Raw genomic sequence first — 15,568 nt, forward strand, 5'->3', positions numbered from 1 at the left:
CCATAAAGCCTCTGGTTGCTTCCCATCGGACTGCTATATCTCCTCTACCACCGGTAACAGGGCCGTTACACGGCCTAGCTGCGCGCAATCGATTCCGCTAGCGGGAAAGGTTGCGCCAGCCAGAGGGCGCACAAGCCGCCCCTAGTACCGCACACCAGCAGGGAGCATCCATGGACAACATCGTCGTCGCCGATAAGCAATCCGCAGTCGCCACCCAGAGCGCCTTCGGCAATATCACGCTCAACAGCCCGGGTGTCGTTCAGATGCCTGTCGCTCCCGACCAGGTGGCAACCGTCACCCGGCGTGGCCAGGACCTTATCGTCACGCTCAAATCAGGGGAAAAGGTCACCGTTGGCAACTTCTTCGCGGTGGACCAGGCGGGCGTCGGCAGTGACATGGTCTTTGTCGGCGAAGATGGCACCCTGTGGCACGCGAACTACGACCCGGTCGCCTTCACCGGTTTCACCTTCGACGAAGTGGCCTCGCTGGATGAACTGGTAGCCGGTATTGGTGTTGCCGGCAGCGCCACACCGACCTGGGCGATTGCCGGGCTCAGCCTGCTGGGCGTCGGCGGTGCGGCGGCTGCCGCTGACAGCGGCGGTGGCGGCGGCAGCAGCGGTGGTGGTTCCGAGCCGGGTGAAACTACCCCCCCTGCCACGCCCATCGACCTGCTGGTATCGCCAGATGGTCTGCGCCTGACGGGGCGTGGTGAAGCAGGCTCCACGGTGAACGTACGTGATGCCGCCGGCAACCTGGTAGGCACGGGTACCGTAGGCGCCGACGGCACCTTCGATGTCACGTTGACCACACCCCAGGCCAACGGGCAGAACCTGGATGTGACCCTCACCGATGCCGCCGGCAACACTTCACAGGCCGGCGTCATCACCGCGCCGGATGTCACCCCGCCTGCAGCGCCGAGCGAGTTGGTCGTCAACGGGCAAGGCACCACGCTCACCGGCCGCGCCGAGCCGGGCTCCACCGTGCAAGTGCGTGGCGCCGACGGTGCCGTGCTGGGCACCGCCGTGGCAGGTGCCGATGGGCAGTTCAGTATCACCCTGCAACCTGCGCAAACTGATGGCCAGGCACTGCAAGTCACTGCCCAGGACGCTGCGGGCAATACTTCGACGGCAGGCAATGTCACCGCGCCCGATATCGGCGGCGGCGACTCCACCCCTCCCGACGCACCGACGGACCTTGTGATCGGCTTGGCCGGTGCACAGCTCAGCGGTCGCGGCGAAGCAGGCGCCACCGTGCAGGTGCGGGATGCTGACGGCAACGTGCTGGCCACCGGCACTGTTGGCCAGGACGGTAGCTTCCAGATCACTCTGGACCCGGCCGTCAAGGACGGCAGCACTGTGCAAGTCGTGCTCACCGATGCCGCCGGCAACGTTTCGCAGCCTGGCTCGGTCACTTCGCCGGACCTGCAGGCACCCGATCAACCTACCGACCTGGCGCTGGCCGACGGCACCACACTGACCGGCCGCGGTGAGCCTGGCACAACCGTGCAGGTGCGCGACGCCAACGGTAGTGTGATCGGTACCGGTCAAGTCGGCTCGGACGGCAGCTTCAACCTCACCCTGTCCCCAGCCCAGGCCAACGGCGAAGCGCTGGACGTGCGCTTGGTCGATGCCGCCGGCAACAGCTCGGCGCCCCTTGAATTCGATGCGCCGGACATCACCCCGCCGGCACTGGTCAGCAACATCGTGGTGGGTGCCGATGGGCTGCAGCTGGCAGGCCGCGGCGAAGCCGGTGCCACGGTGCAAGTGCGCGATGCCGAGGGCAACGTGATTGGCAGTGGTGTCGTGAGCGGCAATGGCACGTTCGTGATCGACCTCGCCCCCGCGGCACAACCCGGCGCTCAGCTGAGCCTGGTGCAGGTGGATGCCGCCGGCAACACTTCGCCCTCACTGGCATACGAAGTGCCGCTGACCTCGGTACCGCCCAGCCCGGACGACCTGGTCGTCGCCGATGACGGTTCCAGCGTCACCGGTACTGCCCCGGCCGGCAGCCGTGTCGAAGTGCGTGATGCCAATGGCACAGTGGTCGGTAGCGTGGTGGTCGGCCCCGATGGCACCTTCACCGTCGTGCTCGAACCTGCGCAAGCCAATGGCGAATTGCTCGACGTGGTGGCGATCGATGGCAATGGCACCTCGTCCCTGCCGGCCCAAGTGACTGCTCCCGACATCACCGCACCCGCTGCTCCGAGCGAACTGGCCGTCAGCGCCGACGGCAGCGTGGTCACCGGCCGTGCCGAACCTGGCAGCACCGTGCGTGTGCTGGCCGCCGACGGCACCACCGTGCTCGGCACTGTCGTAGTCGGTGAGACCGGCGCCTTCAGCATCACCCTCGACCCACCCCAGGTGGACGGCGAACAACTGCAGGTCACTGCCACCGACGCCGCAGGCAATGCTTCGACCGCAGGCAACGTCACCGCGCCGGACATCGACGGCGGCGACACCACTGCACCTGATGCACCAACCGAACTGGTGATCGGCCTGGCCGGCGCGCAAATCAGCGGCCGCGGCGAAGTCGGTGCTGCTGTGGAAGTACGTGATGCAAACGGCAACGTGCTGGCCAGCGGCACCGTTGGCCCGGATGGCACCTTCCAGATCACCCTGGACCCAGCCGTCAACGACGGCAGCACCCTGCAAGTCGTGCTCACCGATGCGGCGGGCAATGCCTCCCAGCCAGGCTCGGTCACCTCGCAAGACCTGCAAGCACCCGAGCAGCCCACAGACCTGGCGCTGGCCGACGGCATCACCCTGACCGGCCGTGGCGAGCCTGGCGCAACCGTGCAGGTGCGTGACGCCGAAGGCACCGTGATCGGCACCGGCCAAGTCGGCCCGGACGGCAGCTTCAACTTCACCCTCTCCCCGGCCCAAGCCAATGGCGAAGCGCTGGACGTTCGCCTGGTCGATGCGGCCGGCAACACGTCCACCCCACTGCAGTTCGACGCGCCGGACATCACCGCGCCCGCCGAAGTCAGCAATATCGTGGTCGGCAATGATGGCCTGGTCCTCAGCGGCCGTGGCGAAGCTGGTGCCACCGTCGAAGTGCGGGACGCCGATGGCAACCTGATCGGCACCGGCGAAGTGCTGGCCAACGGCACCTTCCTGATCGACCTCAGCCCTGCTGCACAACCTGGTGCTCAGCTGAGCCTGGTGCAGACCGACCCAAGCGGCAATGCCTCCGAAGCCCTGCAGTTCGAAGTACCCCTGGTTCCAGCCCCGGACAGTCCGACCGACCTGGTCATCGCCGCCGACGGCAGCAGCATCACGGGTAACGGCCCCGTGGGCAGCACCATCGAAGTGCGCGACGCTGATGGCACGCTGATCGGCACGGTCGTGGTTGGCCTCGATGGCACCTTTACCGTGCCGCTGGCGCCAGCCCAGGCCAATGGTGAATTGCTCGACGTAACGGCAGTCGATGCCAGTGGTGCGGCCTCCCTGCCCGCCCAGGTCACGGCGCCCGATATCACCGCCCCAACCACCCCAAGCGAATTGGCCGTCAGCGCCGATGGCTCGTTGGTCACCGGCCGTGCCGAACCTGGCAGCACCGTGCGTGTGCTGGCTGCCGATGGCACCACCGTGCTCGGCACCGTCGTAGTCGGTGAGACCGGCGCCTTCAGCATCACCCTCGACCCACCCCAGGTGGACGGCGAACAACTGCAGGTCACTGCCACCGACGCCGCAGGCAATGCTTCAACCGCAGGCAGTGTCACCGCGCCGGACATCGACGGCGGCGACACCACTGCCCCTGATGCACCAACCGAACTGGTGATCGGCCTGGCCGGCGCGCAAATCAGCGGCCGCGGCGAAGTCGGTGCTGCTGTGGAAGTACGTGATGCAAACGGCAACGTGCTGGCCAGCGGCACCGTTGGCCCGGATGGCACTTTCCAGATCAGCCTGGACCCAGCCGTCAACGACGGCAGCACCCTGCAAGTCGTGCTCACCGATGCGGCGGGTAATGCCTCCCAGCCTGGCTCGGTCACCTCGTCCGACCTGCAGGCACCCGAGCAGCCCACAGACCTGGCGCTGGCCGACGGCATCACCCTGACCGGCCGTGGCGAGCCTGGCGCAACCGTGCAGGTGCGTGACGCCGAAGGCACCGTGATCGGCACCGGCCAAGTCGGCCCGGACGGCAGCTTCAACTTCACCCTCTCCCCGGCCCAGGCCAATGGCGAAGCGCTGGACGTGCGCTTGGTCGATGCCGCCGGCAACACGTCCACCCCACTGCAGTTCGACGCACCCGACATCACCGCGCCCGCCGAAGTCAGCAATATCGTGGTCGGCAATGATGGCCTGGCCCTCAGCGGTCGTGGCGAAGCTGGTGCCACCGTCGAAGTGCGGGACGCCGATGGCAACCTGATCGGCACCGGCGAAGTGCTGGCCAACGGCACCTTCCTGATCGACCTCAACCCTGCTGCACAACCCGGCGCACAGCTGAGCCTGGTACAGACCGACCCAAGCGGCAACGCCTCCGAAGCCCTGCAGTTCGAAGTACCCCTGGTTCCAGCCCCGGACAGTCCGACCGACCTGGTCATCGCCGCCGACGGCAGCAGCATTACCGGCAGTGCCGCAGTGGGCAGCCGTGTCGAAGTACACGACGCCAACGGTGTGCTGGTGGGCAGCGTGGTGGTCGGGGCTGAAGGTACCTTCACCGTCGTGCTCAACCCGGCGCAAGCCAACGGCGAGCTGCTCGACGTGAGTGCAGTCGATGGCAACGGCGCGTCGTCCGTACCTGCCCAAGTCACCGCGCCTGACATCACCGCGCCAGCCATTCCGAGCGAGCTTGCTGTGAGCGCTGATGGCAGCGTGGTCACCGGCCGTGCCGAGCCAGGCAGCACCGTGCGGGTGCTGGCGGCCGACGGCAGCACCGTATTGGGCAGCGTCGTGGTCGGTGAAACCGGTGCCTTCAGCGTCACCCTCGACCCACCACAAGTCGATGGCGAACAACTGCAGGTCACCGCGACCGACACCGCGGGCAATGCCTCGACTGCCGGCAACGTCACCGCACCCGATATCGACACCGGTGGCGGTGATATCACTGCACCAGACGCACCGACCAACCTGGTCATCAGTGCCGATGGCCGCACGGTCTCCGGCCGTGGTGAAGCCGGTGCGACGGTGACCGTGGTAAACGATCAAGGGCAAGAGATAGGGACTGGCACGGTACTGCCTGACGGCAGCTTCACCCTGCAGCTGGACACACCGGTGATCGACGGTTCGTCGCTGCAAGTGACCCTGACCGATGCTGCGGGCAACGTGTCGCAACCGAGCCCGCTGACTGCCCCGGACCTGGTAGCGCCGGAGCAACCCACCGACCTTACCCTGACCGCGGGTGAAACCCTGACCGGCAGTGCTGAACCCGGTGCCCGGGTAGAGGTGCGCGACGCCAACGGCACGGTCATTGGCAGCACCATCGTCGAGCTGGACGGCACCTTCAGCGTCACCCTCGACCCTGTCCAGGCCAATGGCGAAGCACTGGCCGTCACGGTGACCGATGCCGACGGCAACAGCTCTGCTCCGTTGGCCTTCACTGCACCGGATATCACCGCCCCCGATATCATTACCAATGTGGTAGCGGGCGCGGGTAGCGTGGTGATTTCCGGCCGCGGTGAACCTGGCGCTTCGGTCGAAGTGCGCAACGCCGATGGCGGCGTGATCGGGACGGGTACCGTAACCCCGAACGGCACTTTCCTGGTCGAGTTGGACGCGCCGCTCAACGCGGGCGAGTCCATCGTGCTGGTGCAAACCGACGCTGCGGGCAACGCATCGGTCGGCCTCGGCATCATCGTGCCGCAGATACCGGTTCCAGAAAGCCCGGCCGGCTTGGTGGTGGCAGCCGACGGCGCGTCCATCAGCGGTACTGCCCCGGTAGGCAGCCTGGTTGAAGTGCGCGATGCCCAAGGCAATGTGCTGGGCAGCGTGCAAGCGGGTAACGATGGCAACTTCACCATCGCCCTGACACCGGCGCAGGCCAACGGCGAACTGCTCGACGTGGTGGCCATCGACGCCGATGGCAACAGCTCGTTGCCGACCCAGATCAGCGCCCCTGACATCACCCCACCGAACCAAGCCACCGACCTGGTGCTCAGTGCCGATGGCGTGACCCTTACCGGCCGTGGCGAGCCCGGCACCAGCGTGCAGGTCAGCAATGCCCAGGGCACGCCGCTGGGCACTGCCGTGGTCGGCCCGAACGGCACCTTCAGCCTCACCCTGACCCCGGCCCAGACCGATGGCCAGGAGCTCGACGTAGTGCTGCGCGACGCCGCAGGCAACACCTCGACCGCCACCCTCATCGCACCCGACCTGGACGGCCCGCTGCAACCTTCCGGGCTGGCCATCGACAGCGCCGGCATCCACCTCACCGGCACAGGCCAGACCGGCTCGACCGTTACCGTGCGCGCTGCCGACGGCACCGTGCTGGGCACCACCACGGTCGGCGCCGACGGGCGCTTCGACGTTACCGTCAGCCCACCCCAACGCAATGGTGAAAGCCTGACCGTTGAGGCCACCGACAACCTCGGCAACAGCGCTGGCCCGGTCGATTTCACTGCCCCCGACAGCACCCCACCGCAAGTCGTCGGCACACCGAGCATCGATGACACCGGCACTACCGTGACCGGCACCGGCGAACCGGGCGCCACCGTCACCGTGCGTGGCCCCGATGGTACCGAACTGGGCAGCGCCGTGGTGGCCGACAACGGCAACTTCGAGATCACCCTGGCCCCACCGCAGACCAACGGCCAGGCGTTGACCCTGGAGCAACGCGACCCGACCGGCAACGTGTCGGCCGCAGTCGACCTGCCAGCGCCGGACACCGAAACACCCGATGCCCCAACCGGCCTGACCCTGTCCGCCGATGGCACCCTCGTCAGCGGTACCGGTGAACCCGGTGCCCAAGTGAGCGTCACCGGCACCGGCGGCGCAGTGCTGGGCACCACCGTGGTGCAAGCCGATGGCAGCTTCCGCGTGACCATCGACCCGCCGCAGCTCAACGGCCAGACGCTGGCCATTACTCAGGCGGATCCCGCTGGTAATGCCTCCGAAGCTGGCACCGTCACTGCCAATGACCTTGAAGCCCCACTGCCTGCAGAAGGCCTGGGGTTGAGCCTGGACGGCAGCGTGCTCACAGGCCAAGGCGAACCCGGCGCCACCGTGCAAGTGCGCGATGCCAACGGGCAACTGCTGGGCGATGCCGTGGTGGAAACCGACGGTAGCTTCAGCGTCACCCTCACCCCGGCCCAGACCAATGGTGAAGTACTGTCGGTCGTCCTCACCGACGATGCCGGCAATGCTTCGCCGTCGGCGACCTTCACCGCCGATGACACCACTGGCCCCGCTACCCCGACCGGCCTGCTAGTCAGCGCCGACGGCACCACCCTGCAAGGCAGCGGCGAAGCAGGCTCGACCGTTGAGGTACGCAATGCCAACGGCGACCTGCTGGGCACCGTCGTGGTACCCGTGGGCGGCACCTTCAGCGTGGCGCTTGCGCCTGCGCAGCTGGACGGCCAGCTGCTCGACGTCACCCTCACCGACGCCGCTGGCAATGCGTCCACTGCCGGCCAGGCCACCGCTCCGGACCTCACCCCACCGGCACTGCCGACCGATGTGGCCGTCAGCGCTGATGGCAGCGCGGTGACCGGTAATGCACCGGGTGCAAGCTCGGTGACCGTGACCACGCCTGATGGCACGGTGATCAGCGTGCCGGTAGAAGGCGACGGCAGCTTCACGGTGCCGCTGGCACCTGCGCTGACCAATGGCGAAACCGTAAGCGTGGTGGTCACCGATGCCGCGGGCAACCCGTCGGCGTCGTCCACCGTAACCGCACCAGACACCACGCCACCGGCCGCGGCCACCGACATTTCGGTCAGCCCGGATGGCGGCACCATCGGCGGCACGGCCGAACCCGGCAGCACCGTCATCGTGCGCGATGGCACCACCGAACTGGGTACCGGCACCGCCGGCCCGGACGGCACCTTCGTGATCCCCATCACCCCGCCGCTGGCCAGCGGCGACACCGCGCAGGTTGTGGTACGTGATGGCGGCGGCAACGAAACCTCAGTCGACGTGGCGGGCCCTGACGGCACCGAAGTCGCCACGCCGAGCGACCTGGCAATCAGCGCCGATGGCTTCATCCTCACCGGCGAAGGCACTGTGGGCTCGCTGATCACCGTGACGTCCGGCGGCACTACGCTGGGCACCGCCACGGTGGGCAGCGACGGTACCTTCCGGGTGTTCTTCAGCAACGCCCAGCTCAATGCCCAGACCTTGCAAGTCAGCGCCCGCCTGTCGGCAGGCGGCAAGCCGTCCGTGCCGGCCACCGTGGTGGCAGAAGACACCACCGCACCGAACGCACCCGACCAGCTCGTCCTCGACCGCACCGGTAGCACCCTTACCGGCCGCGGCGAGGTGGGCGCGACCGTGCGTGTGGTGGACGCCCAAGGCAACGAGGTAGGCAGCGCCACCGTCGGCAGCAACGGGCTGTTCCGCATCAGCCTGGCCCCGCCGCAGGCCAACGCCCAGAACCTCACCATTACCCAAGCCGACGCCGCCGGCAACACGTCACTCGCCGCTACCCTGCAGGCGCCTGACCTGCAGGCACCGGGCGTTGCGACCGGCCTGAGCCTGAACAGCGCAGCCACCGTGGTCAGCGGCCAGGGCGAAGCGGGCGCAACGGTGACCGTGCGCGACGCCAGTGGCGCGGTCCTGGCCACCGGTACGGTCAATGCGAATGGCCAGTTCCAGATCACCCTGCCGAATGCACAGACCACCGGCAGCCCGTTGCAGGTCACGCTCAGCGATGCCGCAGGCAACGTGTCTGGCCCTGCCAGCCTGGCAACCCCTGACCGCACACCACCGGCAGCGGTCGGCAACCCGGTACTCAGCGCCGACGGCAAACAGTTGTCCGGTAGCGGTGAAGTCGGCGCCACCGTGCAGGTGCGCAACGCCGCCGGCACTGTGGTGGGCACCGCCACCGTCGGTGCCGATGGCCGCTTCACGGTGACCTTCGACACGCCACAGGCGACCGGCCAGGCCATCGGCGTCAGCCAGGTGGATGCAGCGGGCAACACTTCGCCGGCGATCACCCTCAGCACACCGGACCTCGCCCCACCGGCGCCACTCACCAACGTTGCGCTCAACAACAACGGCCTGACCCTCAGCGGCCTGGGTGAAGCGGGCGCCACCGTGACCGTGCGCGGCCCCGATGGCACCATCATCGGCACGGGCCTGGTGGCCGCCAATGGCAGCTTTACCCTGACCCTGACCAGTGCGCAGCTCAATGCCCAGCAGTTGAGCGTGACCCAGACCGACGCGGGCAACAATACCTCGACCGCTGTTGCGGTCACCGCGCCCGACCTCACCCCACCCGCAGCACCGACCGCGTTGGCCTTGGCCGGTACCGGCCTGCAGCTGAGCGGCAGTGCCGAAGCCGGCAGCACGGTCACCGTGCGTGATGCCGCGGGCAACGTGCTGGGCAGCGCAGTGGCCAGCAGCAATGGCACCTTCCAGGTCACCCTGAGCAGTGCCCAGACCAACGGCCAGACCTTGCAGGTAACGGCCACCGATGCGGCCGGCAACGTGTCGCCGATTGCGCCGTACACCGCGGCCGATACCACACCACCAGCCGCCGTCGCCAACCTGGCCGTCGCCGCCGATGGCACCACCCTGACCGGTACTGGCGAAGTGGGCGCCACGGTGACCGTGCGCGCGGCGGATGGCACCTCGCTGGGCACCGTCGCGGTGGGCAGTGACGGCTCCTTCACGGTCACCCTCACGCCTGCGGCGATCGCGGGTGAAAGCCTCAGCGTGACCCAGACCGACGCAGCGCAGAACACCTCGCCGACGCAGAACGTCACCGCGCCGGGCAACCTGGCACCGGACACGCCCGAAAACCTCGTGCTGTCTGCCGATGGCCTGGTGGTCACCGGTACCGCCGCGCCGGGCACCACGGTCAATGTCTACGGCCCTAACGGCGTGTTGCTGGGCACCGCGCCGGTCGGTAACGACGGCAACTTCACGGTTAACCTGGGCAACGCCCAGGCCAATGGTGAAGTGCTGCACGTCAGCGCCGTGGGCACCGATGGCAGTGCTTCGTTGCCAGCCACCTTGCAGGCGCCGGACACCACTGCGCCGCTGCCGCTGACCAACCTGGTGCTGGCCAGTGACGGCCTGACCCTCACCGGCCGTGGTGAGTCGGGCGCCACTGTTACCGTGATCGGTCAAGGCGGTGTCGAGCTTGGCACCGGTGTCGTCGATGCCAATGGCAACTTCAGCATTGGCCTGGGCATCGCGCAGATCAATGGCGAACTACTGAGCGCACAGCAAACCGACGCGGCAGGCAATGAGTCCAACAGCGTCAGCCTGACTGCGCCTGACCGTGTGGCCCCGGATGCCGCGACCAACCTTGCCTTTGCCGGCGGTGGCAGCCTGCTCAATGGCACCGGCGAGGCCGGCAGCACTGTCAAAGTGCTCGCCGCCGATGGCAGCGTGCTGGGCACGGCAGTCGTGCGTGCCGACGGCAGCTTCCAGGTCAACCTCAACGCACCCCAGGCCAACGGCCAGCAGGTGCAGGTGGTGCTGACCGATGCTGCGGGCAACCAGTCGAACCCCAGCGCGATCACCGCGCTGGATACCACCCCACCGGCCGTGCTGACCGAACTGGCAATCTCGAGCGACGGCGTAACCCTCACCGGCCGCGGCGAGGCTGGCGCGACCGTGACGGTCACCAATGCCGCCGGCGACGAAATCGGCACTACGCTGGTGGATGCCAGCGGCAACTTCACCGTCATCCTCAACCCGGCCCTGGGCAACGCCGAGCTGCTCAGCCTGACCCAGGCCGACGCAGCCGGCAACGTGTCGGCGGTCGCGAACCTGCAAACACCTGACTTCACCCCACCGGCCATCCTCACCGAGGTCGCCATCAGCGACGATGGCAGCGTGGTCACTGGCCGCGGCGAAGTGGGTGCGACGGTTACCGTGACCGACGCCAACGGCAATGCGCTGGGCACCACCCAGGTGCTCGCCGACGGCAGCTTCCGCGTCGAGCTGTCACCGGCGCAGATCAACCAGCAAGTGCTGTCGGTGCAACAGGCCGACCCACCCGGCAACATCAGTGCGCCGGTCGCGGTCACAGCACCGGACCTCACGCCGCCTGAGGCAGCAACCGAGCTGCGCCTGAACGCCGCCGGCGATCAGCTCAGCGGCATCGGCGAAGCAGGCACCACAGTGCGCGTGTACCTCGGTACCGATGAGATCGGCGTTGCCACGGTGGCTGCCAACGGCACCTTCGTGGTGGACCTGAGCTCACCGCAACTGAACGGCGAACTGCTGCAGGTAACCCTCGAGGACGCCAGCGAGAACCTCTCGCCGATCAGCACGATCACGGCCACCGACACCACGCCACCGGCCACGGTCATCGCCACCCTCAACGACAGCGGCACGCAGCTGGTCGGTACCGGTGAAGCTGGCGCACGCGTCACGGTCATGAACGACCGTGGCGACATGGTCGGCCAAGGCGTGATCGACCCGGACGGTGTACTGGTACTCAACCTCACCACGCCGCAGATCAACGGCGAGGTGCTGACTGTCATTGCCCAGGACGCTGCAGGCAACCCTTCAGCGCCCCTGCAGGTCACGGCGCCAGACCTGGTGCCACCGGTACAGCCTGCGGAGCTTGCCCTCAACCCGTTGGGCACGGTACTGACGGGTACCGGCGAACCCGGCACCACCATCACCGTGCGTGGCCCGGACAACACCGTGGTTGGCAGCATCGAAGTGGAGGCCGACGGTACCTTCAGCGTGCCGCTGAACCCGGCGCAGAACAACGGTCAGCTGCTGACTGTGGTCTCCACCGATGACGCCGGCAACGCTTCGCTGCCCGCCACGCTGCTGGCCGCCGATACCTCACCACCAGCGGTAGTCACCAACCTGGCTATCAACACCGACTACAACGTGCTTACCGGGCGCGGCGAAGCCGGCGCAACGGTTACCGTCAGCCAGGCAGGCACTGTGTTGGGTACGGCACTGGTTGACGCCAGTGGCAATTTCTCGGTCAACCTGTCGCCAGCGCCGGGCTCGGTCGCAACCCTGGGCGTGACGCAAAGCGATGGCATCAACACCTCGGCGGTAGCGACGTACGTCACCCCGCTGATCCCACCACCTGCGCCACCTGCCAACGTGGTACTGGGCGCAGACGGCCTGACCCTGACCGGTACTGCGACATCCGGCGCCTCCATCCGTGTCTACGATGCCGCTGGCACCTTGATCGGTACGGGCGCTGCCAACCTCAATGGCGGCTTCACCCTGCAACTGAACACGGCGCAGCTCGATGGGCAGTACCTCTCGGTGACAGCCGTGGCGCTGGTGGGTGGCGAATCGCAACCGGTGTTCCTGCAGGCGGCCGATATCACCGCACCGGCCAACCCGGTGGTCACTGCCCTGTCGGCCAACGGCCTGGTCCTCACCGGTACGGGTGAAGCCGGTGCCACCGTCACCGTGCGCGATGCCGGCGGCAACGTGCTGGGTACCGGCGTGGTCAATGCCGGTGGTGCGTTCAGCATCAACCTGGCCAGCGCACAGCTCAACGGCCAGGTGCTCGGGGTGACCCAGGCCGATGCCGCAACCAATGTGTCGGGCAGCACCAGCTTCACCGCGCCGGACTATCAGGCACCGACCGCACCGACCGACCTGGCAGTGACTGGCGGCGGCACCGTGCTGACCGGCAGAGGTGAGCCGGGTGCGACGGTAACCGTCACCGGCCCGAGCGGCGCGTTGGGGACTGCCGTGGTTCAAGCCGACGGCACCTTCAGCGTCACCCTCACCACCACCCAGAACGATGGGCAAGTGCTGGTCGTGCGCCAGACCGACGCCGGCCTCAACCAATCGGGCAGTGCCAGCGTCACCGCGCCGGACACCACGCCGCCCGCCGCGCCCGTGGCGGCGATCAACGCCAACGGTACCGCAGTGAGCGGCTCTGGCCAGATCGGCAGCACCGTCACCGTGCGCAACAGCGCCGGTACCGTGCTGGGCACCGCGACAGTCGGCGCCAACGGCCTGTTCGTGGTCAGCCTGGCGGCGGCACAGGTGGACAACCAGGCACTCACCGTTACCCTCACCGATGGTGCAGGCAATGTCTCGACCGGGACTGCGCTGACCGCGCCGGACATCACCCCACCGGCGGCCGCCAGCAACCTGGTGATCAGCGCCGACGGCAGCACCCTCACCGGCAGCGGTGAGCCCGGTGCGACCGTTACCGTGCGCAGCTCCAGCGGCCTGGTGCAAACCGCGACGGTACAGCCCAACGGCAGCTTCACCGTGACCTTCAGCCCTGCCCAGGATAACGGCCAGACGCTGACGGTCACCCTCACCGACCCACGCAACAACGTGTCCGGCAACGCCAACATCACCGCCCCGGATGTGGATGCCAATGCCCCGGTCATCGCCAGCGACAACCTGGCCACGGCCACCGTCAACCTGGCGCCGGTCACCGCATCGCAAACCTTCAACGACAGCTTCACCACCCTGATCTCGGGCTTCAGCAAGACCTTCACCTGGACCGTCGGGGCCGGCACCACGGTGGACCCAACCCTGACGCTGACCACCAACAGTGTGCTGGCGTTGCTCAACAACTCCACGTTCACCTTGCAGGTGAAAAACGCCAGCGGCGCCTGGGTGACCATCGCCACTGGCGGCAGCCAGGGCTTGCTTGACCTGATCGTGCTGCCGCTGGGGCTGCGCGTCGATATCGGCGAGCTGCAGGCGGGTGAGTACCGCCTGACCGTCGGCAGCGGTGGTATCGGCCTGGTGACCCAAGTCACCACCACGCTGGACATCGAAACCACCAGCCTTACGCAGTTCACCGGCACCGGCACTGCCGCGACCGGCAACGTCATCACCGACCCGGGCACCGACGGCACTACCGACTCGCGCGGCCCCGACAGCGGCGCCGTGCTGCAAGTGCTGAAAAACGGCAGCTATGTGGCAGCAGGCGCCGGCACCACGGTGCAGGGCCAGTACGGCACCCTGGTGATCAACGCCGACGGCAGCTACACCTACACCCCCAACGCCAGCCCTTCCAGCGTTGGCAAGGTCGATGTGTTCAGCTACCAACTGGTGCACCCGAACGGCCTGACCGATGCCGCCAACCTCTACGTGCGCATCGACAGCCCGCAAGCCTCGGAGATCTGGAGCGACAGCAACCTCAGCGCGCCCGCCACGGTGGTGGATGCGGTCAACGACATCGACAGCACCAACATCACGCTGGCCAACCGCGTCGATACCAGCAGCGCCAACCTGGGCACACTCAGCCTGCCTGTGATCGGCTCCCGCCAAGCCATCTACACCACCACGGTAGCCGCCGACACCAGCGCCGACCTGCAAGTGGTGGTCAACTCGACCAACCTGCTGACCCTGCTCGGCAACACCACCATCGCCCTGTACAAGCTCAACACCGGCACTGGCCAGTACGTGCTGGTGCAGTCGGTGCCGGGCAGCTCGCTGCTCACCTTGCTGGGCGGTGGCGCAGGCTACACCTTCACAGGCCAGGGTGCCGGCAGTTACCAGGTCCGCGTCAACTCCAGCGGCATCGGGTTGCTGAGTTCGATCACCACCAGCCTCAACACCACCACCACGCATCTCAACGAGTTCGTGGTCAGCAACTACACCGCCGTCAGCGGCAACCTGATTACCGACGCCGGCGGCGCCGACAACCTGGGCTCTGCGCTGACGGTACTGAGCGTGCTGACGGCCGCCAACACCTACACCATCCCTGGCTACAACGGGGTCAGTGTGGTCGGCACCTATGGCACGCTGCTGGTGCAGGCGGACGGCAGCTACACCTACACCCTCAAAAGTGGACTGACCTCGGCGGTGATCGGCCAGCACGACACCTTCACCTACGAGCTGACCCACCCCAACGGCACCACCGACACCGCCACCCTGACCGTCAACCTGGACAACGCTGCGGGCCTGACCACGTTCTCGGCGCTGGCCGATAACAGCGACGACAGCAGCGCCGTGGCCAGCGTTGCGGCGGCCGCCTCCAGCGAGGTGATCGCCGGCACCGACGGCAACGACCACCTCGATGGCAGCCAGGGTGGCCACATCACGCTGGAAGGAGGTGCAGGCGATGACACCCTGGTGGTGGTCGACCAGAACTTCGCCAGCGTCGAGGGCGGCACCGGCACCGACACCCTGCTGTGGGGTGGCGGCGATGCCAGCATCGACCTGGGCAACCTGGTCGGGCGGGTCCACGACATCGAGGTCATCGACCTCAACGACACCAGCTCGGTGGCGCTGACCCTCAACCTTGCGGATGTGGTGGCCATTACCGAAACCAGCAACAACACCCTGTTGATCAAGGGTGATGACAAGGATTCGGTGCACATGACCGACACCTGGAACCTCACCGGGAACCAGACAGCCGACGGGATCGACTATAACCAATACACGGCCCAGGAGGATCCGAGCCACCACTTGTGGGTGCAAAACGGCATCCATGTCGTCTGAGGCCGCAGTAACCCGCCGGGCGTCACGCCCGGCGGCAAGGACGATCAGCAGTAAGG

1 protein-coding gene is annotated in these 15,568 nt (G+C 67.4%); it reads left to right on the forward strand.

The window, feature by feature from the left end; genetic code table 11:
* Positions 1-170: 170 nt before the first annotated feature.
* Positions 171-15,512, forward strand: coding sequence for a BapA/Bap/LapF family large adhesin (locus ACNQPL_RS03160; protein WP_416465845.1), 15,342 nt, complete (start codon positions 171-173; stop codon positions 15,510-15,512).
* Positions 15,513-15,568 lie beyond the last annotated feature (56 nt).

This window comes from Pseudomonas sp. LFS044 (assembly GCF_047978245.1).
Classification (GTDB): domain Bacteria; phylum Pseudomonadota; class Gammaproteobacteria; order Pseudomonadales; family Pseudomonadaceae; genus Aquipseudomonas.